Genomic DNA, 20,697 nt, shown 5'->3' with positions numbered 1-20,697 from the left:
CCTCAGGTGTTTGCGTGACGGACTTCTTGGTGATGGATCGCGGACTGCGCGGCGGAGGTTTGCGCCTCTTCGCGCATGCCGGGCGTGACACGGCTGACACCGCGGATCAGATCGACGGCCTTCTCACCGATCATGATGGTGGGTGCGTTGGTGTTGCCGCCGATCAGGGTCGGCATGATCGACGCGTCGACAACACGCAGCCCGTCCAGGCCGTGCACGCGCAGTTGTGGGTCGACCACGGCCATCTCGTCCTGGCCCATGCGGCAGGTGCCGACGGGGTGATAGACGGTATCGGTGCGCTGCCGCAGGACTGCGCGGATGTCGTCATCGGTCTTCACGTGTGGGGTGAAGAGGTCGCGCGTGGCCCACTTGGCCAGTGCGGGCGCCTGCATGAGCCGGCGCGTGATCTTGAAGCCGGCCACCATGTCTTCGACATCGCGCGGGTCATCGAAGAAGGCCGGGTCGATGAGCGGTGCGGCGAGCGGATCGTTACTACGCAGCGTGACCGCGCCCCGGCTGTGCGGACGCAGCAGGCAGACGTGGCACGAGAACCCATGGCCCAGGCGCATGCGGCGCGCGTGGTTGTCCACCATCGCCACCACGAAATGCAGTTGGATGTCGGGTGCCTCGAGTTCGGGACGTGTCTTCAGGAAGCCGCCACCTTCGGCGAAGTTCGTCGTCAGCATGCCGCGCCGCTCGCGGCGGAAACGCAGGATCTCGCCCAGCATGCGCACACCGCCGCGAAGTGAGACGCCAATTGTGTCGAGACTGCGTGCGCTGTAGCCGAAGACGAAGTCGGGATGGTCCTGCAGATTGCGCCCCACGCCCGGCAGATGCTGCACGGCCTGGATGCCCACGCGTGCAAGCTCCTGTGCTGGCCCCACGCCAGACAGCATCAGCAACTGCGGCGTCTGGAGCGCACCTGCAGCCAGCACCACTTCGCGCCGCGCGCGCAGTGTGCGTACCGTGCCGTTCTGCAGCACCTCCACGCCAACGGCGCGCTTGCCTTCGAACAGGATGCGGCGGACTTGCGCGTGGGTTTCGACCGTAAGATTGGCGCGTCGGCCGATATGCGGGTGCAGATACGCACGCGCCGCGCTCCACCGTTCCCCCTGCTTCTGCGTGACCTGGTAGATGCCGATGCCTTCCTGTTGCGCGCCGTTGAAATCGTCCGTGAGCGGCAGGCCCGCCTGGCGGGCGGCTTCCAGATAGCGTGCCTGGAAGGGATTGTCGGTGCGCAGGTCGCTGACATTCAGCGGGCCGTTGCGGCCGTGCCATGTGTTGTCGAAGCGTTCGTTGTGCTCGCTGAGGCGGAAGTAGGGCAGCACGTCGTCATACGACCAGCCGCCGTTGCCCAGCGACGCCCAGTGATCGTAATCGCTGCGGTGGCCGCGGATGTAGACCATCGCGTTGATGGCAGAGGAACCGCCCAACATCTTGCCGCGAGGCTGGTAGCCGATGCGCCCACCAAGCCCGGCCTGCGGCACGGTATCGAATGCCCAGTTATTGAGACGGGTTGGCACCATAGCGACCGCGCCCGCCGGGACCTTGACCATCATGCCGTCGCCATGCCCCCCTGCCTCGAGCACGCAAACCGAGACGTTCGGGTCTTCGGACAGCCGGCCCGCGACCACGCAGCCGCCCGAGCCGCCGCCGACGATGATGTAATCGAATTGTTGATTCATGATGTTTCTCTCGACAAGCAACCGACGGGATCAGGCAATGCGCGACAGCACGCGGAGCAGCCAGTTGAAGGTATGGCCGTAGGGCGGGTGGAACAGCGCGGTGCCATTCCAGCGGGCCTGATGAAAGACCGGCTTGCGCTTGCTGAAGGTGTCGAATCCCCATTTGCCGTGGTAGGCCCCCATGCCGCTGGGGCCGACGCCGCCAAAGGGTTGGCTCTCTTGCGCCAGGTGCCACAGGCAGTCGTTGATCGTCACACCGCCCGATACGGTTTCGCGCAGTGCGCGATTGCAGCGCGATGCATCGTCACCAAACCAGTACAGCGCGAGCGGGCGGGCGTTGCGCTGGACGTACGCCAGTGCATCGTCGAGGTTTGCATATTCGACGATGGGCAACACTGGGCCGAAGATCTCTTCACGCATCAAACGCGTGGCGACGGGGGCGCCAATCACGAGCGTGGGCGGGAACTTGCGTGATGCCGCGTTGAACGCTTCGCCCGCCGGGTTGACCTCGATCACGCGTGCGCCTGCGGTGCGCGCCTCGCGGACCATCTCTGCCAAACGTGCACGATGGCGTTCGCTGATGACGGCGGTGTAGTCGGGGTTGGAAGCGAGCTTCGGATAGAGCTTCGTGATGGCCCGCTCCAGATGCGATGCGACGTTTTCCGCCGTACCTGCGGGCACGAGCAGATAGTCCGGCGCGACGCAGGTTTGCCCTGCGTTCAGCAGCTTGCCGAATGCGATGCGTTGCGCCGCAACCGCGACATTGCACGACACATCAAGAATGGCTGGTGATTTGCCGCCGAGTTCCAGGGTGACCGGTGTCAGGTTGGCCGCCGCCGCTTGCGCCACGTCACGCCCCACCTGGGTCGAACCCGTGAAGAACAAGTGATCGAACGGCAGGCTGGCAAAGGCCTTGCCCAGTTCAACATCGCCGATGGCGACATCGAGTTCATCCGGGTTGAATATTTCGCGCGCCATCGAAACGAGCAACGCCGACAGCCGTGGCGTGAGCTCTGACGGCTTGATCAACACCCGGTTGCCGGCCGCAAGCGCGGCAAGCGCTGGCCCCAACGACAGTTGCAGCGGATAGTTCCACGGCGCAATGATGCCCACCACGCCCAGCGGCTGCGGCATGAGCCGGTTGTAGGCGGGGCGGAAGTGCAATGCGGTCGGCACGCGCTGCGTGCGCATCCACTGCTTCAGGTGGCGCCGCGCATGACGGATGCCCGTGCGCACGACAAACACCTCGGCAAGTCGGGTTTCGTGCGCCGAGCGGCCTTGAAAGTCGACGTCGATGGCACGCACGATGTCAGACTCGTGCGAGTCGAGCCAGGCCGCGAGCCGATCGAGACGGGACAGGCGCGTGGCCAGTGTCGGGTCGGGGTCCAGCGCGAAAGCCTGGCGCTGGCGTTCAAAGCTGGCGACAAGCTCGGTTGGGGAGCCTTGCAGCATGGTGTCTCCTATGCGCTCTCGATTGAGAGATCGCAGCAACGGCTGTTTTTGTTTTGGTTGTGCGTGGATGCCGGCCAGGTGGTCCCGGTACGCCGGAACGTACTCAGGCGGAATGCCTGCTGGCGTTCATCTGTTCGGCTGCGGAAGCTGCCGTATTGCGTTTCGCATGTCCGGCAATCAGGTCGACCAATAACGGCGCGACGCCCTCCGAGATGTCGTGGCCCATGCCGCGAATGGTGACCATCTCTGCATCGGGGATGGCAGCAGCAGTTGCGGTGCCGCCACTGGCTGCCACCATCAGATCCAGATCGCCGTGCACCACCAGCGTCGGCACCCGGATGCGGCGGACTTCTGCTGTCCGGTCACCCGACTTGATGATCGCCCCGAGCTGGCGAGCCACGCCTTCCGCATCCTTCGCCTGCTGGCCTCGGTCCCACGCGTCGGCGGCGTAGGCGCGTCGCGCAGCGTCATCCACGGGATACGTCTGCGTACCGATGTGCGCCATGATCGCGCTGTAACGCTGCACGGCTTCGTCACGCGTGCGTGCGGGCGGCTTGGTCAGCATCGACATGCTGGATATGGCCGGCTGGCCGACCTTTCGAGAGCCGGTGGTGGAGAAGATCGAGGTGAGCGACAGCGTGCGGTGCGGATGGCTACCGGCGATGATCTGCGCGATCATGCCGCCCATCGACATCCCCACGATATGCGCACGCGCCACACACAGATGATCGAGCAGGCCAACCGTATCGGCGGCCATGTCTTCAAGGCTGTAGCCGGAAGGCATCGGCAATCGCAGGAATTGCCGCAGCAACCCGGGCGGCTTCTGCGCGATGCGGGAGGAGCGGCCGACGTCGCGGTTGTCCAAGACGATGACGCGAAAGCCACGTTGCACCAAGCCGTCGATCATGTTGGCGGGCCACGACGTCAGTTGCAGGCTCAGGCCCGCGACGAGCAGAAGAGGCTCAGCGCTTTCGAGCCCGTACGTGCGGTAGCACAGGCGGACACCGGTCGGCGCGTCGCAGAACAGATCGTGCGCTTCATCCATGGCGTGGATCGACATGATCAGGCTCCCACCGCTTGCCGGGCCTGCGAGCGCGCCGTGCTGCCCGCTTGGTTGGCGTGCTCAAAACGCAGGAACGGGTTTTCGACCGGGCTGTCTCCCAGGTTGGCGACGTCGACGTTGTAGTCCTCCGACATGATCCAGGGCGTTTCCAGGCCCTGGCAAGGCATGCTCTGGATGGCGCGCTTAACGTAGCCGGAGCCGAGGTTGAGCAGCGGAAGCTTGGGCATGTCAGCGTCGGGAGCCTTGGGCACGCAGATCGCGGAGCCGGTGCGATCCATGTGGTCGAGCATGCGGCAGAAGTGTTGCGCCAGCAGCCCCAGCTTGAGCGTCCACGACGAGTTCGTGTAGCCGATGGAGAAGACGTAGTTCGGCACGCCGCTGAGCATCATGCCTTTGAAGGTCACCGTGCTGTGCAGATCGACGGGCTCGCCATCGACAATCAGCTTGATGCCGCCGAACAGGCGAATGTTGAGCCCGGTGGCAGTTACGACGATATCCGCCGGCAGCTCTTGCCCCGACTCCAGCAGGATGCCGGTCTCCGTAAACGTCTTGATGTGATCCGTCACCACGGATGCCTGGCCTTTGCGTATGGCCTTGAACAGATCGCCATCGGGCACCGCGCACAAACGCTGATCCCACGGGTCGTAGGGCGGGTTGAAGTGCACGTCGATCGGATAGCCCTTGGGCAACTGGCGCTTGTTGAGAAAGCGGATGAGACGCCGCGCAAATTTTGGCCGCTTCTTGCACAGGTACCAGATGCCGCGCGAAATGGCGATGTTCTTGCGGCGCACGAGCGCATAGGCCCACGCATGCGGTATCACCTTGCGCAGCGTGTTGGCGATGACGTCCTCCGAGGGCAGGCTCACGACATAGGTGGGCGTGCGCTGGAGCATCGTCACATGCTTGGCCTTGTCCGCCATGGCCGGCAACAGCGTGACGGCGGTGGCGCCGCTGCCGATCACCACGACACGCTTGTCTGTGTAGTCGAGGTCCTCCGGCCAATGCTGCGGATGCACGGTGCGGCCCTGGAAGCGTTCGATGCCTTCCAGCTTCGGGGTGAAGCCCTGATCGTGGTGGAAATAGCCGGCGGCGCTGAACAACCATTTGGCCAGGATCGTTTTGCGTTCGCCCGTATCCGTACGCTCGACCTCGACTGTCCATAGGGCTTGAGCGCTGGACCACGATGCTTGAATCACCTTGTGGTTCAGGCGGATGTGGCGATTGATCCCATACTCAGCGGCGGTCTCGCGCAGGTAGGAGAGGATATCGGCCGCCCCGGCAATCGACTTCTTGTACGGCCATGGCTTGAACTCGTAGCCGTAGGTGTGCATGTCCGAGTCGGAGCGGATGCCGGGATAGCGGAACAGGTCCCATGTGCCGCCGGTGACAGCGCGCGATTCCAGGATGACGTAGGACGTGCCCGCGCGCTCCGTCTCCAGGTAACGCGCGACACCGATGCCAGACAGGCCGGCGCCAACGATGAGGACGTCCACATGCTCTGTGGGCGGAAGGTGATGTACGGTCACAGCGTGTCTCCGGATTGGGGCGAGGTGCCCAGGGCTGGGGAGCAATGTGGTTGGCAGCGCTGTGGTCAAACCCGAGGTTTTCGGGCTGCGCTCCGAACCCCGCGTCGCTGCCATACGCAGGCCCTCCCCAAAAACGGCACCTGAAGTACGTATTATCGGCCTACAGTTAGCGTTCTATCGGCCAAATATTAGCGTTGATACGGCCTAGATTCAAGCTGAGGCGAGGTAGGGAAAACACCCAGGCGATCGGGCGCAAAGGATGTGCATGCCGTCTAGTCTGTGTGTGGCGGGACACGCGTCAGCGAACGGCGCCGCCTTGCCGCAGAATGCAAGCCGCCCGTAACGAGCGGCATGGCTGGAGGAGGTCGATCAGTGAACGTGGCCACGAGCTAGGTGATGGGCGCCCCGTAGTGGCGGCAGCGATCCGCAGACTCAACCGTAGCGTGTTGCTGCACTGAGTAACGTCCACCGTTGAGAGTCCAGGCGCGCTCGTCTCTCGCTATATCTCGGTGGACACGCAAAGCAACGCGCAAGCGCCGCTGCGGCCTGACTTGACCGACCTGGATTTCGCCTCGACCCGGTCTGCGCAGCGCACGTTGTGGCACCCGTGGATGGAACTGGCGGTCAGCTTGACGCAGGACCTTCAGGAACTGCATGAGTTGTTGCCGGTGTCACCGCGCACCATCGTGGCCTACGTTGACAGCCACATGGAGGCCATGGCTGAACTCCTGCGGATCGAGTGCGCCGAAGTAATGATGTGAACAAAACCTCGGTCAATGGATGGTTGTGTGACGCTGTTTGGTCACCGTGCGCCTAGACCTCGTGAAATCAAAAACCGGACGACAGGTACTGTTCGCGCACCGCCAGCCCGGCGTAAGGCAAGTTGCTCGCGGTGACGATCGCCACGTAGTCGGAAAATCGATACTGCAACCGTGCCGTCTGCAGTGGCGATCCGCTCAATACCTCTGGTGATGGATCACCCATTGTCGACGTCGGCATACCGAGCGCATTGCGCAGCGCATATCTCGCGCCATCCCAGGCGGCCGTTGTGTCGCCGGTGCTCCGCCCAGAACTGATCCACGTCACCATGGTCGACTTTGCTTTTTATATCACGTTGCGATATATCTAAAGCATGCATGCATAAGATGTCGCGAAGCGGTGCCCTCATGGCCGCTGTCAGAACCACGTGCGTAGCAGTGCCTATGCGCAGCGATGCTGGTGCAGGGAACGACGGGAAAACTCCATGGCCGAGTCCAGAACGTTCGACATCTTCCGCTACGATCCGGACCGTGACGCCGCGCCACACATGCAGACGTTCGAGATCGACATCACGTCAACTGACAGGATGCTACTCGACGTCTTGGTGCGGCTGAAGGCGCTCGATGAAACGTTGAGTTACAGGCGCTCTTGCCGGGAAGGCGTATGCGGTTCAGACGCGATGAACATCAATGGCAAGAACGGTCTTGCCTGTACGACGAACCTTCTCGATCTGCCACGCCATACGGTTTTGCGCCCGTTGCCCGGCTTGCCGGTCGTCCGCGACCTGATCGTCGACATGACGGCATTCTTCAAGCAATACCACTCGATCACGCCATACCTGATCAACGATACGCCACCACCTGAACGCGAGCGCCTCCAGTCGCCGGACGAACGCGATCAACTTGACGGGCTCTACGAATGCATCCTGTGCGCCTGTTGCTCGAGCGCCTGTCCATCGTTCTGGTGGAACCCCGACAAATATGTTGGCCCGGCGGGGCTTCTGCAGGCATACCGCTTCCTCGTGGACTCACGCGATGAGGGCACGAATGCACGGCTCGACAATCTCGAGGATCCGTATCGACTGTTCCGCTGCCGCTCGATATTGAACTGCACCGACGTTTGCCCGAAAGGACTGAACCCGGCGAAGGCGATCGGCGAGATCAAAACCATGCTAGTACGCCGGATCATTTAAACCGTTTTGGAGAAAGGAGCAAAAACCATTATGGCAACACCACGAGCGGCGCCAGGGGAACTGATCGACGTGCGACCGCTCGGTCCGGGCGTGAAGAGCGCCAAGTCGGTCACTCTCATGCGGTCCGACCATCTCGAGGTCATACGGCTCGTGCTTCCTGCCGGCAAGCGGATTCCCGAACACCGCGCGCCAGGTGAAATTACCGTGCAGTGCCTCGAAGGAAGCTTGACGTTCGGCACGGACGTCGCTGTACGCACGATGCACGCCGGGGACTTGCTCTTCATGGTGCCGGGCCAAGCGCACTGGCTCGAGGCGCTCGACGACGCGTCGGTACTGGTCACGCTCTATTTGCCGCAGGGTCACGACGAAGGGAGGTGAGGCAATATCGTCGGCTCATGGGGCGACGGCGTGCGAACGTCTATACAGATCATGAGCGCACCGAGCTCATTCAGCTCTTGGCGTCAGCGCCCGGAATACGCCACGTCGAGATCACGAAAAGCATCCGAAGGGGGCTATCGCACTTGCTTCGATCTGTCGATGGACGTTGTCGACGATTTCTTCGCCTACTTGGAAGATCACGACTGGATGTCTTGTTTTGTCGTGCGTTGTAAAAGCCGTGCACGGTCGCTGTTAGCTTAGCCCCACTTGAATACCTATTAAGGGGCCTAAGTGCTGACGCGGCGTAACGGTCAAAGTTATTCCTCGGACACAACGCTCGCTCAGGCCGCTACAGTCCCAACGGCGATTTGCCTCGGCCTATAGAGCCGCGTATGCAACACGTCCAGGTGTGCCAGCCCTTGCGCGATGCTGGACATCGGCAGATAGCTGAAGCACAGCCGGACGTGGTTGAGGCTGGCCGGGCCGTAGTGCTGGCCGTGCACCAAACGCACATCGTGCTCGCGGCGCGCTGCGTCGATGAAGGCCTGCGCATCGGTGCCAGCCACCAGCCGAACCCAAAACGAGAACCCGCCGCGTGGCATGGTGTAGTCGGGCTCGCAGAAGCGGCTGCCTTGAAGCAGCTTGTGCAGAGCATCGCGCTTTGCGCGGTAATGCGGGCGCAGCCGCGCGATGTGCGTATCGAGCACGTCCGACCGCATCAGTCCCAGCACCACGTTGCTCACGATCGGGCTCACGCCGCCGTCGCACTTGAGCCGCGCGAGTTGGCTGATGATGTCGGGCTCCGCCAGCACCCAGCCTACGCGCAGGCCCGGTCCCGCCACCTTCGAGATGGAGTGCACATTGATCACGTTGCCACCGGACGAAAGCCACTCGGTGGGGCCATCGTAGGGCAGTTCGGCGTAGACCAGATCCTGGACCAGCGGCACCCCGTGCTGCGCCAGCAGCGCCGCCACGCGGGCCATGTGCGCACGTGGCATATGGCAGCCGGTCGGATTGTGGAAGGCAGGAGTGGTGTAGTACAGCCTCACGCGGTGCGTGTGACGCAGAGCGGCTTCCAGCGCATCCAAGTCGACGCCGTCTGCTCCCATGCCGAGCTGCACTATGGTCGCCCCTGCCACCGAGAACGTGCGTAGCGCGCCCAGGTATGACGGGTCTTCGGTCAGCACTACGTCGCCTGGATCGAGGTACAGGTCAGCCAGCAGTTGCACCGCTTGCGAGGCTCCGTTGGTCAGGATCACCTGGTCTTGCCGCACGCCGTGGCGGAGCGCGATCTGCGTGCGCAGCTCCGGCAGGCCCAGCGCATCGGTGTACTGCGGCAGGTCGGCCGCCGATACGCCGGTGGCAGTGTCGAAGGCATCCGGCCAGGCAAGCTCTGTGAACAGAGCTGGGTCCGGCAGGCCGTAGGCGAAGTTGACGGCGTGCTTGCCGCCCGAGTAGTCGAACGCGGCAAAGTCTTGCGACAGGCGGCTGCGGTGCGAGGGGATCAGGTTCATGGGTCAGGCAGGCATGGTCGTGGCGGCGTGGTCAGGGCGAAAGCGCTCGTAGTAGGCTGCGATAAAGCTGGCGGGCACCGGTGCACTGAAGTAAGGAAAGTCGGCCGTGGCCTTTGGCAGAGCAGGCTGCACAGCGGACTCCTTGAGCGAGGGCTGCCAAGCCGCGCCAAAGAACTGCTGACCGTAGCGGATCGCTAGCGCCGGCACCACCGGATACAGCAGGCTCAGGAACACCGACACGCGCTCCGCCTTCCATGCGCCTGTGCTCTCATGTGCCAAGCCCGACTCCTCGAAATACGCGTCGATGGCGTCGAGCGCGTCCCAGAAGCGCACGTCTTCGATGGCGCGAGCGTAACGCTGGGTGATGCCGCGCAGGACGGGCGAAAGGCCACCGGCATCCACCGTGAGGGCTCCCTCGGCGTTACGGCGCAGCGCGTCTTCCCAGGCGCGCAGATGCGTGGTAGCGGCAATCAGGCCGTCGATCTGGAAATCATTGTCATTACCGCCAAACGGTTTGGCCACGCGCGCCAGCGCGTAGCGCAGGACGCTGGGTTCCAGCTCGCGGGCCACCTCGTCGGCCCACAGCGCGTGGTTGCGGCTGGTGGAGAACTTCTCGCCTTCGAGCTTGTAGAAATCCTGGATCGAATGGTTATCGGGGATGGGGTAGCCGCGCGCGAGCAGGGCTCCGCTCACGCCCACCGTGTAGTAGAAGCGGTTGTCCTGGCCCATGAAGAACAGCAGGTGCGTGTCGGGGTCGTGCAGCACCGCTTCGGCGTCCAGACCGTCGCGGGCGCATTGCTCACGGATACCCGTGTCGTAACACCACAGGCCCTCGAACCAGGTGAGCAGCGTCTGACCAGCCACGGCTTCGGGCTGGTCGAGCACTACGCCGCGGCTGAAGTGGCGCGACATCGGCAGTGCATGGGCATCGCGAGCCAGCCAGCTGCGCTCTTTTTCGCGGATCACCTCGGGCCACGCGCTCCGCGAGATGGCCTTGTCAAGCGCCTGCGCCAGCAGCGGCACGTTGAGCACCGCTTGTCGAATCGGCCGCAACGTGAGCGCGTTGCCGCACGTGGCGTGCCGCGCATTGCGCAAGGTAGCGTGTTGCACGGCCAAGCCGCAGTTTTCGCATAGGTTGCTGTCTGTGGGTGCGCCACAAGCCGGGCAGTTGCCTGCGGCCAGCGAGTCAGCGACGAACTCGTCGCAGTGTGCGCAGTAGAGTTGCACTCCGTCGCGCACATCTACATAGCCTGCGTCCTGCAACTGGCGGAAGATCGCCAGGGCGTTGTTCTTGTGCGCGGCACTGGAAGTCCGCACGAACACGTCGGGTGTTATCTGCAGTGCGCGCAGGCACTGCAGGATTTCAACGATGTGCATCTGTGCAACCTCGTCGACCGGGCGGCCGAGCTTGCGGGCCTTCACGAGGGTGTAGGTGCCGTGCTCATCGGCGCCAGTGACGTGGTACGCCCGGTGGCCAGCCATGCGCTGGAAACGCACGAAGACGTCAGTGAGCAGGTAGACGCCACCGATATGGCCGAGGTGCAGCTTGCCATTGGGGCAGGGCGGTGCGGGGCAAACGAAGTAGGTGCGCATATCGGTCAGGTCAGTCCCACCAGATGGAGAGGAATTTGAGGCTGGCATTCGGGTCGGTATTGCGGATGGCGTGTTTCTGGTGCGGCGGCATGTAGAACAACGTTGATTCGCCCACCAGGCGGATCTGGCCGTCGGCCTCGAACTCGCCGCGCCCCGAGATGAGCACCCACAGCTCGTGCTCGTGGTGCGCGTGCAGATCGACCGCGCCGCCCGGCACCACTTCCACCACCGACGTGCCGAACTGCGTCTGCAGGCCCTGCGGCAGGTGCTCCAGCAGGCGGCAGACCAGCACGCCGTACTCGGGCCGCATCATCGTGCGGTCGATCTGCTTCGTGTACACGTGTGCATTCCCCCGGGGTTGTCCGCTCAGTCGCGGTAGAAGATGCCGTTGGACACCTTCAGGTTATCCATGTCTGCCACCTTGCCCTCGGGCGGGTTGTAGGCGCGCTTCATGCGGTTGTATTCGGCACGTGTCGGCCCGCCGGTGGAGGCGCGCTGAAACACCAGATACAGCGTGCGGCGCGAGCGGTCGCTCTTGTTGGGCTCCGAATAATGCGGCGCGTAGTCGTCGAAGATGAAGATGTCGCCGGCCTTCCAGGGCGTTGGTTCCCACGTGAAGGTGTCCGCCACCTCGGTGTCGATCACGCCGCCCTTGTTCATCGGAAACACGCCTTCCTTGTGGCGGCCGGGCGTGAAGAACAGGCCGCCGTTGTTGGGGTCGGAATCGTCGATGCCGATGGCTACCACTGCGTGCACCATGCGGTCCGGAATCTTGTGCGGGATGTGATAGATGTCCTGGTGCGGACGGTAGCCACCGCTGTCGGGGTACTTGAAGATCAGCAGCTCCTTGAGCATGCGCGTGTCTTCGTCAAGCAGCGTCTCGACGGCGCTGCGGATGCGGCCATCGGCCAGCAGGGCTTCGCGCAGGGCATCGTTATAGTCGAGAAAGTTCTCCACCTTGGAGATGATCTTGCGGTCTTCTTTGGTCTTCTCGAACCACATCATCCACTTGTCGTCGCTCACGTTCCAGCGGCCGACCTCGTCGACCAGGTTGGAGATGCGCTCGCGCGCGGTCGCGTCGAAGAAGCCTTCCAGCCTGAGATACCCGTCCTGGTGCCACTTTTCCTGTTGCGCTTCGGTCAGCATACGAAATACCCTCCTTGAGAAGAAAGACGAAGGCCGCGCTTCAGCGCACGGCCGGTGCGGCCGCCCGCACGCGCAGCGTGGCCAGCAGCACGACATTGATGGCCACCGCCCCCAGTAGCGCGAGCAGCATGGCGTTGGGGCCCGAGCGGCGGATCAGATGCCCTCCGATGAACGGAAACCCGAACAGCCCGATGAAGTACGCCAGCGTGAAGATCTGCGAGGTGACGGGCACCGACACGCCCTGTTCGCCAGCCAGGTTGACCGCCATGCCGTTGAGCGTGGAATAGCTCAGCCCGTAGCCCGTGGCGAAGACCACCGTGGCCGCCACGTACAGCAGCGTGTTGCCTGTGTTGGCGATGAACAGCGCCAGCGATGCGGCCGTCGCCACGAACAGCACCAGGGCCAACCGCTGCACCGGCATGCGCCCCATCACGCGTGCCAGCGAGAAACGCAGCGCCACGCTGGTTGCCGTGAAGGCCAGGAAGAACAGATCGGGCCGCAGGTGGCGTGATTCGGCATACACGCTCTGGTAGGTCGACAGCCCCGCAAACACGCACGCGGCAAACACGATCATGGCGATGGGCGCGGCGGTGCGCTCGCTAAGGAGCGCCAGCGTTTCACGCGCGGTGATGGCCACACGCGTCATCGGCAGGCCGGGCGCATGGGCCATAGCACGCCGGGCGGCTTCCACGCAGATCGCCGCCGCAACGCAGGCCGCCGCAAACATCACGTAGACGACCGCCACCGAGCCGGTGTACTGCGCCAGCAGGCGGCTGAGCGGCGTGGCCAGCCCTAGCCCCGCCATCTGCGCGCCCGACACGATGGTCAGATACTGGATGCGCGCGGCTGGCCGCAAGTGGTGGATGATCTGCAGTGGCGCCAGGATGAAGAACACCGACCAGCCCACGCCCAACAGCATGCCGCCCACGTATGCCGCACGCGCATCGACTGCCACACCGGCAAAGCCCAGCATGGCGAGCGCCATGGCCAGCGATGCAACAGCGATGGTCGGCATCACGCCGATGCGCTGGGCCACCCATCCCGCCAGGCAGCAGCACACGATGGTGGCAACCATGCCGCTGGAGATGATGGCACCCGCTGCGGCGCTGTTCATGCCGTGCGCCTTTAGGTAGTCCGGTAACAGGAAGCTGGTGCCATAGGCGGCCGCAATCACGATCGATGCGATCAGGAACGGCACGAAGGCGCGCAGCTCCAGCGTGTCGGGCAGCAGGTCAGCATGTGGAGGCACTGTGATGCCAGGCCGGTTGTGGACAGCAGAGAGCGAAGCAGCGGTCATGCGATGGCGGCGTGGCGGCGCGGGTGGGGGATGGCGTCAAAGCTGAGGCTAAGGTCAACCTCAGCGGCGTCCTCGGCGTGGTCAAGGACGCCGAGCATTTGCTGGTCCGGTACGTCTGGATAGAACGCATGCCCGAGCAGGCTGTTGATGATGCGGCTGTTGCGATACGCCACCAGTGATAGGTTGACGCTTTGCAGCCCGTGCTGCACGCGGCCCTGGTTTTGCAGATAGACCGGTCCGGGCATGCCCTGCTCGAAACGCACGGCGTAGTCGTCGCCGAGGTCGGGCAGGCCGTCCTCCAAGCAGGCACCGGCCAGCAAAGTTTGCAGGAAGGGCGGCGTGCGCGGCTGGAAGCCGGTTGCCAGCACGATGCGGTCGGCCTGGATGCGGCAGCGGTGTGGCGTGGTGAGCGCGGTCAGCCCCACCTGCCAGCGTTCGTCGCGGCGGGTGATGTCTTCCATCACCACGCCTGGCAGCAGGCGGAAACTGCCGGCTAGCGTGCCGGCCACGCTGCGTTCGTACAGTACGTCGTACAGACGGTTGCACAGCTCGGCCGAGATGCCGTCGCTGGTGAGTTTCTCCGCCTCGACAATGGCGCGGCGCTGGCGGATCGGCAGGGCGTGGAAGCGCCGGTTGTAGCCAGGCATGTAGGCTTCGTTGACGAAGGCGTTGTCGTCCATCGCAAACAGGTTGGCCCGCGAGGTGACCCACGTGATGCGCGCCGTCGGCGCCTGCTCGAGCATATGTTCGACCACCTCGGCGCCGCTTTGGCCGCCGCCTACCACCAGCACCTCCTCGCCCGCGCGTAGCGGTGGGCAATCGAGGTAGTTGGCCACGTGATAGACGGTGTCGCCCAGCCATGCGCGGGCGCTGGCCGGGATCTTCGGCTCCACGCCCACGCCCATCACGATGGCTCGCCCATGGAAGGTGCCGGCGTGCGTGCTGACGCGATAGCCGCCAGCCACGGGCGCTATGTCGATCACCTCCTCACCAAAGCGCAGCGTACCGAGCTGTTGCGCAACCCACTGGTAGTAGTCGGTGAACTCTCGCCGCGAGGTGGAGGCGCTGCGCTTGTTGACGAAGCTGTAGAGCCGCCGGTGCACCGCCAGGTAGTTGAGGAACGAGTAGGGGCTGGTCGGGTCGACCAGCGTGACGCAGTCCTTGAGCGGCGAGACCTGTAGCCGACCGTTAGGCAGCATCAGCCCTGGGTGCCAGCAGAAAGCGTTGCGCTTTTCCAGGAACAGTGCCCGCAGCGGTGTGGGCGCAATCAGTGCTGCTAGGCTGAGGTTGAACGGGCCGATCCCGATACCAATTACGTCCAGCATGTCCATGTGGGGCTTCCTGCGGGTCTGGGGATGAGCGACGCCATCGTTGCGCCGCTGCGAGGCGCAGCGGCGCAACGATGGCGGGCGAAAGACGAGATGCGCGGTGCGGTGACGGTGTGTCGAGCGTTCAGGCCGGAGCACATCGGCCGCCGTGCGGCGGCAGGTTGGTCATGACGGCCGCCGAATCAAGCCGCGCTGGATGCGAGGCGCCGCCGGAGGGGTTTAAGGACTTCATGGGGATACTCACCTGTCGGGTGCGCTGCTTGAGGGACAACCGCCTCTGTTCGTGCGCGCAGTTCTTGCGCATCGCTTTTTTTTTTGAACTGCCGCAAAAGTAGAAAACGCGTAAGCCGTCCGCAAGGCGCCGGCACTATGAAGTTTTTTTTCGGCAGAAAAAAATGACGCGCAGCTCCATTGTTCGGTCTACACAGGACGGACAGGGTGTGCATGTGAGGTGACACCGCACCAAGAGACAGTACCGCTGGGACGTGGAGAATTCGGCATGATTCTCACGATTTGGGTTGGAAGACATGCTATGAAGACGAGCAAGTTCACTGAGGCGCAGATAGCGTTCGCGCTCAAGCACGGGGGCGTCGGTACTTCGGAGCTGCGCCGGATGCGTCAGCTCGAGGGGGGAACGCCAAGCTCAAGTGGCTGGTGGCGGACCTAAGCCTGGACTAGGCGATGCTGCAGGACGTGCTGTCAAAAAAGCTCTAAAGCCTTCCCGCAAACGCACGCTGGCTGACGAGTTGCGCGACCGTTATCGCGTGAGCCTGACCAAGGCTTGCGCGCTGTTTCACATGTTGCGCCCGTTATATGGGTATCGCTCGGTTGCCCGCGAAGCGTCCGCACTGCTTGCGCGCATCTGACACGGTTGATCTGCCGCAAATACGGTATGGCCGGCGCCCGCTCGTCGAGCACGACGCCGCCGCTGTCGCGTGCCATTACGGCGTTTGCATGAAGTTCCGCACACGTCTCTTTACGTGGGATTCGGTTGGCGTTGCATCGAGACAGAAACGCCTTCCTCACGTGGGAAGGTTAAGGATTCTTGGGGCTCTCCTGCTGTTTGAGCATTTGCTCCATCATCATCTGCATCATGTCCATGCGGTTTTCCATCATGTTCATGCGCTGATCCGGAGTCATGCCCGGTCCACCCATTCCGGGGGCTCCGGCACCCCCCATCATCCCTTGGCCCCCCATCATCTCCATCATCATCGGGCCGCCCATGCCGTGCATGGATTGCATCGTCTCGCGCATGGTCTGCATGTGCTCGCCCATCAGACGTTGCCGTTCCTTGGGGTCCTTGGTTTGATGGATCTTGTCCATTTGGGCCAGCATCTTCTTCATCTGTTGGCGCGCCTGCTCGAAACGCTTCTCGGTGTCGGCGGGTTTTGCCGTTGTGGCCGGCGGATTCTTTGTTGTTGGCGCGGCAGCAACATCACTGGCTGTTTCAGGGTGATGTGCATCCACCGCCAGTGCCGGCATGCTGCCAATCACGAGAGCGCTTGCGACGAGAGTACCGATACGTTTGACCATGATGATGACTCCTCGAATTGGGAATTTCATTGTGGGATGCATGCGGCACTGCTCGATTGACTTGGCGCAATGAGTCGCATTCGCTTGACCGGTATCAACCTCTGCATTTTGGCAAGGCACACACTGAAATTGTCTACGCCGCCAATGTAGACGCAAGCGTACAAAGCGCAGAAAGAAGAGGCCGGCATGCCAAGCGAATCCATCGAACACCAGCACGGCGCACATGCTAGTGACGGAGCGCACGAACGCGGTTCACTGGCTGCCACCGAGTTGGCGTCGCTCTCGGGGGATTTCGTGCGCGACCCCGTGTGCGGCATGGACATTTCCCCTGCTCAGGCAGCCGGCAGCGAGGAATTCGGCAATAGGCGCTATTGGTTCTGCTCATCGCACTGTCAAGCGTCGTTTCACGCCGACCCCCAACGCTACAGCACTGCTGCGGATTCACGCGCAGGGCCGCTGACGCGGGCGGCTTCAAGTACTGCCGGCACCAAGCAACTTGCCAAGGACCCGATCTGCGGAATGATGGTGGACAAGGCCACAGCCATGTCCACCGAGCGGGGTGGCCGCAAGTATTACTTTTGCAGCGAGAGCTGTCTGCGCACGTTTGAATCGCCGGAAACGGAATTGAAGGCGATGAAGACCCGCGTGACCATTGCCTTGACGGGCGTGCTCGCGCTGGCGGTGCTCCGTGCGGGCGCCTTCCTCGCGCTGGCGGCAGGCGCGACCCTGCTGACATGGGCCCCGATTCCCGCGCTGCCCTGGTTCACCTGGGGCGTGTGGCTCTTTCTGCTGGTGACCCCGGTGCAGTTCATCGGCGGCTGGAGCTTCTACAAAGGCGCGTGGAACGCGATCCGCACGCGCAACATCAACATGGATTTCCTGATCGCGCTCGGCACGTCAGTCGCTTATTTCTATAGCGTGGCGGTGCTGTTCTTCCCGTCGTGGCTGCCGGTGAAGGTGGCCGAGCGGGATGTGTACTTCGAGGTCTCCGCGGTCATCATCGCCTTCGTGCTGCTGGGCAAGTACATGGAGGAGATCATCAAGAAGAAGTCCTCCGCAGCCGTGCGTCGCCTGCTTGACCTCAAGCCTGCCGTGGCCCACGTGATCCGCGACGGCAAGGAGGTCGAGATCCCGGCTGAGAGCATCATGGTGTCGGAGCTGGTGGTGGTCCGGCCTGGCGAGAAGATTCCAACGGATGGCAAGGTGACCGAAGGGCAGTCGAGCGTCGATGAGTCGATGTTGACCGGAGAGTCGATGCCGGTCGAAAAGGCCCCCGGCGCACAAGTGATCGGCGGCACGCTCAACCGTTCCGGGGCCTTCACATTTCAAGCGACCCGAATCGGTGCCGACACCGCGCTTGCGCAGATCATCAAGATGGTGGAAGAGGCCCAGGCCAGTTCCGCGCAAATCCAGCGGCTGGCCGATCAGGTCACCGGCTATTTCGTGCCTGCGGTGGTTGCAGTGGCGCTGCTGGCTGTGGTCGGTTGGACGCTGGCGGGGCATTTCCCACAGGGCTTGCTGGCCTTTATCGCGGTGCTGATCATTTCATGCCCGTGCGCACTCGGCGTTGCGACACCCGCAGCGTTGATGGTCGGCGTGGGTAAGGGTGCGGATTCCGGCATCCTGATTCGCGGCGGCGAAGTCCTCGAGCGCGCCGAGAAGCTCACCACCGTTGTCTTCGACAAGACCGGCACGATCACGCGCGGCGAGCCGACCGTGACGGACATCCTTCCATTCGGGTCGCATCAGGAGGCGGAGCTGCTGACCATTGCGGCAGCGGTGGAGTCAGGCTCGGAGCATCCGCTTGGTGAGGCGATCGTCCGGGCCGCGCAGCATCGCACGCTCGCCATACCGAAGGCCGGCGCAATCGAGGCGTTGTCCGGGATGGGCATCCGGGGCGAGGTGGACGGCCGCAGGGTCTGGCTCGGCAACCGGCGTTTATTCGCCCAGCAAGCCATCGCTACCGATGCGGTTGAGCCTGCGCTGACCAGCCTGGAAGCGGATGGCAAGACCGCCATGCTGGTTGGGGTAGAGGGCGAGTTGATTGGCATCGTTGCGGTTGCCGACACCGTGAAGCCCGAAGCGACCGAGGCGGTCACCACGCTCAAGGCAAGGCGAATCAAGGTCGTGCTGCTCAGCGGCGACAATCGCCGTACGGCGCAAGCCATTGGGCGACAGGTTGGCATCGACCGCGTGATCGCTGAAGTGCTGCCCGACGACAAGGTTCAGCATATCCGCGCCCTCCAGCAAGAGGGCGAAGTCGTCGCCATGGTGGGTGACGGTGTCAACGATGCGCCGGCTTTGGCCGCGGCAGATATTGGTATCGCCATCGGTTCGGGCTCGGATGTGGCCAAGGAGACCGGCAGCATCATTCTGATCCGCAATGACGTGCGGGATGTCGCGGCTTCCATCGAACTGTCGCGCGCCACGATGCGCAAGATCAAGCAGAACCTGTTCTGGGCATTCATCTACAACACCATCGGTATCCCGATCGCAGCGTTCGGGCTGCTCAACCCCATTCTTGCGGCAGCCGCGATGTCGCTGTCGTCGCTGAGCGTGGTGGCCAATTCAGCGCTGCTCAAGCGTGTACGTCTTAGAACAACCGAACGCGAGGTGGCGACATGAAGCGCGCAGCCGCCGGGTTCTGCGCCGCGATCGCGACGCTACTGGCTGGGGGCATTCTCTACTGGTACGGGATTTCACCACTCTCGGTCTTGGTCGCCGCCATTCTCCTCGCCTGTCCGGTCTGGGTGATCTGGATGAGTTTGCGCTTGTCACGGCACACCCAGCGCGAAGTGCAGGCAATGGTTAAGCGGGAACTGGACGCCCGCAGAAAGTCGTCAACGTGGAGGCGGAAATGAATTGGCTCTCGCAAAACCTGATTTGGATTGTTCTTGGGGTAGTCGTGGTGGCAATGCTGTTCCGCAGCCGCGCTGGGCAGCGGCATCACCATGGCGACTTTGCCGGCGCAACGCAAGGCGAGTCGGGGGGTACCAGCGACCCCGTGACCGGTAACAAGGTCGATCCCGCGCATGCCATCACGGCCAACTACGAGGGGAAGACCTTCTATTTCGAATCTGAGAATTCTCGCGCTGTCTTTCAGCAGAACCCGTCCCGCTTCGTGCAGGAGCATCATCGCCACCATGGTGGCTGCTGTTAGCTTGCCCCCGTTCCTGCCCCTTCTTTTGTTTGCCTTGTGCCCGCTGTGGCATCTGGTCATGCACCAGGGGCATGAACATCAGCATGAAGAGGTCGAGTCGCAGAACGGTGCCCGCCCCCAAGGAGCGTGACGATGCAGCACGACACACAACCCGGCTATGGACTTTGGACGCTGGTCATCATCAACTCAGCGATCTTCATCATCTTCGCCTTCAGCTTCACCAAGCCCCAGACATCACGCGACTGGCGCTCATTCGGCGCCTTCTCAGCCTTCCTGGTGGCGCTGTTCACCGAGATGTATGGGTTCCCGCTGACGATCTACCTGCTGTTGCCCTGGTTGACGAAGCACTTCCCAGGCGTCGACTTCCTCTCGCACGATGCGGGCCACCTGCTGGAGATGATGTTCGGCTGGCGGACCAATCCGCACTTCGGACCGTTCCACATCCTGAGCAACGTGCTGATCTTCGGCGGCTTCGTCATGCTGGCCTCCGCTTGGCGCGTGCTGTACCTGGCGCAACAGCAGCACCAGCTTGCGACTGGCGGACTCTATGCACGCATGCGCCACCCGCAATATGTGGCGTTTGCCCTGATCATGCTGGGTTTTCTGGTGCAGTGGCCAACGCTGCTGACCCTGGTCATGTTCCCCGTGCTTGTCTGGATGTATGTACGCCTTGCGCTGACTGAGGAGCGGGAGGCATTGACCGAATTCGGGCAGGAATATGAAGCCTACTGCAGCCGGACACCGCGATTTATTCCGCGTTGGGGAGGCGGCACCTTCAAGGCGCCGATCCATTGAGGAAACATCAAGTCGGATGCAACCAGGAAGCGCTCAGTAGTTGCCTAAGCGCCAACCTGCCAAGAAGTCGCTGAAGCCTTATTACGCGCCGGTGTCACGCGCTTCACACACCTGGCAAGCCGGTGTTTGGTCAAGGTCGCAGTTGGAACGCTCTGCAGCGGGGCATACGACTGAGCCCACACGTATGGCCAAGTCCGTAAAGCTATTGGAAAGACAGCCCAGCAGCCTGAGTTGGAATCGCCCAGGTTACGCATACCGCGTCCAGCGCATCGGATG

General features: G+C 63.0%; 20 protein-coding genes and 1 pseudogene. 9 read left to right on the top strand and 12 right to left on the bottom strand.

Annotated features, from left to right (window positions below; genetic code table 11):
- Nucleotides 1-2: 2 nt before the first annotated feature.
- The 4 genes from M1D44_RS21295 to M1D44_RS21280 form a co-directional block, all read right to left on the bottom strand.
- Nucleotides 3-1,685 carry a GMC family oxidoreductase gene (locus M1D44_RS21295; RefSeq protein WP_316852380.1) on the bottom strand — a complete coding sequence of 561 codons (1,683 nt, stop codon included), beginning with the start codon at nucleotides 1,683-1,685 and terminating at the stop codon, nucleotides 3-5.
- Nucleotides 1,686-1,715: 30 nt separating this feature from the next.
- Nucleotides 1,716-3,137, bottom strand: a complete 1,422-nt coding sequence (locus tag M1D44_RS21290; protein ID WP_316852379.1) for a coniferyl aldehyde dehydrogenase — start codon at nucleotides 3,135-3,137, stop codon at nucleotides 1,716-1,718.
- Nucleotides 3,138-3,240: 103 nt separating this feature from the next.
- A complete protein-coding gene (locus M1D44_RS21285; RefSeq protein WP_316852378.1) occupies nucleotides 3,241-4,197 on the bottom strand; it encodes an alpha/beta fold hydrolase in 957 nt (318 codons plus the stop codon).
- A 2-nt stretch (nucleotides 4,198-4,199) separates the two neighbouring features.
- Nucleotides 4,200-5,726 (bottom strand): flavin-containing monooxygenase, encoded by a 1,527-nt coding sequence (locus M1D44_RS21280; RefSeq protein ID WP_024978803.1) that lies wholly within the window; start codon nucleotides 5,724-5,726, stop codon nucleotides 4,200-4,202.
- Between the two features lie 551 nt (nucleotides 5,727-6,277).
- Here M1D44_RS21280 and M1D44_RS21275 point away from each other — a divergent pair.
- Nucleotides 6,278-6,487 (top strand): hypothetical protein, encoded by a 210-nt coding sequence (locus tag M1D44_RS21275; RefSeq protein WP_316852377.1) that lies wholly within the window; start codon nucleotides 6,278-6,280, stop codon nucleotides 6,485-6,487.
- Nucleotides 6,488-6,554: 67 nt separating this feature from the next.
- Here the strand turns inward: M1D44_RS21275 and M1D44_RS21270 are convergent, their stop codons facing one another.
- Nucleotides 6,555-6,815: a hypothetical protein gene (locus M1D44_RS21270; protein WP_316852376.1), complete on the bottom strand. Its 261-nt coding sequence runs from the start codon at nucleotides 6,813-6,815 to the stop codon at nucleotides 6,555-6,557.
- 154 nt (nucleotides 6,816-6,969) lie between these two features.
- Here M1D44_RS21270 and M1D44_RS21265 point away from each other — a divergent pair, with 154 nt between their 5' ends.
- Both M1D44_RS21265 and M1D44_RS21260 read left to right on the top strand, forming a co-directional pair.
- The gene (locus M1D44_RS21265; RefSeq protein ID WP_112187921.1) at nucleotides 6,970-7,677 is read left to right on the top strand and encodes a succinate dehydrogenase iron-sulfur subunit; all 708 of its coding nucleotides are present in this window, start codon (nucleotides 6,970-6,972) and stop codon (nucleotides 7,675-7,677) included.
- A 30-nt stretch (nucleotides 7,678-7,707) separates the two neighbouring features.
- Entirely contained in the window at nucleotides 7,708-8,055 is a 348-nt protein-coding gene (locus tag M1D44_RS21260; RefSeq protein WP_112187919.1) for a cupin domain-containing protein, read from the top strand.
- Between the two features lie 341 nt (nucleotides 8,056-8,396).
- On the opposite strand, the gene M1D44_RS21255 is transcribed toward M1D44_RS21260, so the two are convergent.
- From M1D44_RS21255 to M1D44_RS21230, 6 genes are read right to left on the bottom strand one after another with little or no spacing between them, the layout of a single operon-like run.
- Nucleotides 8,397-9,569 (bottom strand): aminotransferase-like domain-containing protein, encoded by a 1,173-nt coding sequence (locus M1D44_RS21255; RefSeq protein ID WP_316852375.1) that lies wholly within the window; start codon nucleotides 9,567-9,569, stop codon nucleotides 8,397-8,399.
- Nucleotides 9,570-9,572: 3 nt separating this feature from the next.
- Nucleotides 9,573-11,162, bottom strand: a complete 1,590-nt coding sequence (locus M1D44_RS21250) for a class I tRNA ligase family protein (protein WP_316852374.1) — start codon at nucleotides 11,160-11,162, stop codon at nucleotides 9,573-9,575.
- Nucleotides 11,163-11,172: 10 nt separating this feature from the next.
- Nucleotides 11,173-11,502 (bottom strand): cupin domain-containing protein, encoded by a 330-nt coding sequence (locus M1D44_RS21245; protein WP_316852373.1) that lies wholly within the window; start codon nucleotides 11,500-11,502, stop codon nucleotides 11,173-11,175.
- A 26-nt stretch (nucleotides 11,503-11,528) separates the two neighbouring features.
- On the bottom strand, nucleotides 11,529-12,308 hold the full coding sequence (locus M1D44_RS21240) for a phytanoyl-CoA dioxygenase family protein (protein WP_316852372.1): 780 nt from the start codon (nucleotides 12,306-12,308) through the stop codon (nucleotides 11,529-11,531).
- A gap of 40 nt (nucleotides 12,309-12,348) precedes the next feature.
- The gene (locus M1D44_RS21235) at nucleotides 12,349-13,605 is read right to left on the bottom strand and encodes an MFS transporter (protein WP_316852371.1); all 1,257 of its coding nucleotides are present in this window, start codon (nucleotides 13,603-13,605) and stop codon (nucleotides 12,349-12,351) included.
- Nucleotides 13,602-14,936: a lysine N(6)-hydroxylase/L-ornithine N(5)-oxygenase family protein gene (locus M1D44_RS21230; protein ID WP_316852370.1), complete on the bottom strand. Its 1,335-nt coding sequence runs from the start codon at nucleotides 14,934-14,936 to the stop codon at nucleotides 13,602-13,604. Before M1D44_RS21230 ends, M1D44_RS21235 begins: the two co-directional genes overlap by 4 nt.
- Before the next feature lie 529 nt (nucleotides 14,937-15,465).
- On the opposite strand from M1D44_RS21230, the pseudogene M1D44_RS21225 reads away from it, so the two are divergent.
- A pseudogene (locus M1D44_RS21225) lies at nucleotides 15,466-15,796 on the top strand (IS3 family transposase); the annotation flags it as partial.
- 172 nt (nucleotides 15,797-15,968) lie between these two features.
- On the opposite strand, the gene M1D44_RS21220 reads toward M1D44_RS21225, so the two are convergent.
- Complete coding sequence (locus M1D44_RS21220) at nucleotides 15,969-16,466, bottom strand: hypothetical protein (RefSeq protein ID WP_024978813.1); 498 nt, start codon at nucleotides 16,464-16,466, stop codon at nucleotides 15,969-15,971.
- Nucleotides 16,467-16,781: 315 nt separating this feature from the next.
- Here M1D44_RS21220 and M1D44_RS21215 point away from each other — a divergent pair, with 315 nt between their 5' ends.
- Genes M1D44_RS21215 through M1D44_RS21195 form a run of 5 tightly spaced genes read left to right on the top strand, consistent with a single transcriptional unit; the run spans nucleotide 16,782 to nucleotide 20,421 of the window.
- Nucleotides 16,782-19,091, top strand: coding sequence for a heavy metal translocating P-type ATPase (locus M1D44_RS21215; protein WP_461241630.1), 2,310 nt, complete (start codon nucleotides 16,782-16,784; stop codon nucleotides 19,089-19,091).
- Entirely contained in the window at nucleotides 19,088-19,327 is a 240-nt protein-coding gene (locus M1D44_RS21210) for a hypothetical protein (RefSeq protein WP_316852368.1), read from the top strand. Before M1D44_RS21215 ends, M1D44_RS21210 begins: the two co-directional genes overlap by 4 nt.
- Nucleotides 19,324-19,626, top strand: coding sequence for a YHS domain-containing protein (locus M1D44_RS21205; RefSeq protein WP_024978816.1), 303 nt, complete (start codon nucleotides 19,324-19,326; stop codon nucleotides 19,624-19,626). Before M1D44_RS21210 ends, M1D44_RS21205 begins: the two co-directional genes overlap by 4 nt.
- Nucleotides 19,610-19,756 carry a DUF2933 domain-containing protein gene (locus M1D44_RS21200; RefSeq protein WP_428984629.1) on the top strand — a complete coding sequence of 49 codons (147 nt, stop codon included), beginning with the start codon at nucleotides 19,610-19,612 and terminating at the stop codon, nucleotides 19,754-19,756. The genes M1D44_RS21205 and M1D44_RS21200 overlap by 17 nt, the downstream gene beginning before the upstream one ends.
- A gap of 2 nt (nucleotides 19,757-19,758) precedes the next feature.
- Entirely contained in the window at nucleotides 19,759-20,421 is a 663-nt protein-coding gene (locus M1D44_RS21195; RefSeq protein WP_316852367.1) for a methyltransferase family protein, read from the top strand.
- Nucleotides 20,422-20,697: the final 276 nt, after the last annotated feature.

It is taken from the genome of Ralstonia sp. SA306 (assembly GCF_054792405.1).
This window is presented reverse-complemented; position numbering and strand designations above follow the sequence as displayed.

What these genes read in the sequence shown, in the direction of transcription:
- M1D44_RS21205 (WP_024978816.1), top strand. Translation starts at nt 19,324, where the DNA reads ATGAATTGGCTCTCGCAAAACCTGATTTGGATTGTTCTTGGGGTAGTC.
- M1D44_RS21240 (WP_316852372.1), bottom strand. Translation starts at nt 12,308, where the DNA reads ATGCTGACCGAAGCGCAACAGGAAAAGTGGCACCAGGACGGGTATCTC.
- M1D44_RS21230 (WP_316852370.1), bottom strand. Translation starts at nt 14,936, where the DNA reads ATGGACATGCTGGACGTAATTGGTATCGGGATCGGCCCGTTCAACCTC.
- M1D44_RS21195 (WP_316852367.1), top strand. Translation starts at nt 19,759, where the DNA reads ATGCAGCACGACACACAACCCGGCTATGGACTTTGGACGCTGGTCATC.
- M1D44_RS21255 (WP_316852375.1), bottom strand. Translation starts at nt 9,569, where the DNA reads ATGAACCTGATCCCCTCGCACCGCAGCCGCCTGTCGCAAGACTTTGCC.
- M1D44_RS21200 (WP_428984629.1), top strand. Translation starts at nt 19,610, where the DNA reads ATGGTGGCTGCTGTTAGCTTGCCCCCGTTCCTGCCCCTTCTTTTGTTT.
- M1D44_RS21270 (WP_316852376.1), bottom strand. Translation starts at nt 6,815, where the DNA reads ATGGTGACGTGGATCAGTTCTGGGCGGAGCACCGGCGACACAACGGCC.
- M1D44_RS21260 (WP_112187919.1), top strand. Translation starts at nt 7,708, where the DNA reads ATGGCAACACCACGAGCGGCGCCAGGGGAACTGATCGACGTGCGACCG.
- M1D44_RS21265 (WP_112187921.1), top strand. Translation starts at nt 6,970, where the DNA reads ATGGCCGAGTCCAGAACGTTCGACATCTTCCGCTACGATCCGGACCGT.
- M1D44_RS21210 (WP_316852368.1), top strand. Translation starts at nt 19,088, where the DNA reads ATGAAGCGCGCAGCCGCCGGGTTCTGCGCCGCGATCGCGACGCTACTG.
- M1D44_RS21215 (WP_461241630.1), top strand. Translation starts at nt 16,782, where the DNA reads ATGGACATTTCCCCTGCTCAGGCAGCCGGCAGCGAGGAATTCGGCAAT.
- M1D44_RS21285 (WP_316852378.1), bottom strand. Translation starts at nt 4,197, where the DNA reads ATGTCGATCCACGCCATGGATGAAGCGCACGATCTGTTCTGCGACGCG.
- M1D44_RS21290 (WP_316852379.1), bottom strand. Translation starts at nt 3,137, where the DNA reads ATGCTGCAAGGCTCCCCAACCGAGCTTGTCGCCAGCTTTGAACGCCAG.
- M1D44_RS21220 (WP_024978813.1), bottom strand. Translation starts at nt 16,466, where the DNA reads ATGGTCAAACGTATCGGTACTCTCGTCGCAAGCGCTCTCGTGATTGGC.
- M1D44_RS21250 (WP_316852374.1), bottom strand. Translation starts at nt 11,162, where the DNA reads ATGCGCACCTACTTCGTTTGCCCCGCACCGCCCTGCCCCAATGGCAAG.
- M1D44_RS21295 (WP_316852380.1), bottom strand. Translation starts at nt 1,685, where the DNA reads ATGAATCAACAATTCGATTACATCATCGTCGGCGGCGGCTCGGGCGGC.
- M1D44_RS21235 (WP_316852371.1), bottom strand. Translation starts at nt 13,605, where the DNA reads ATGACCGCTGCTTCGCTCTCTGCTGTCCACAACCGGCCTGGCATCACA.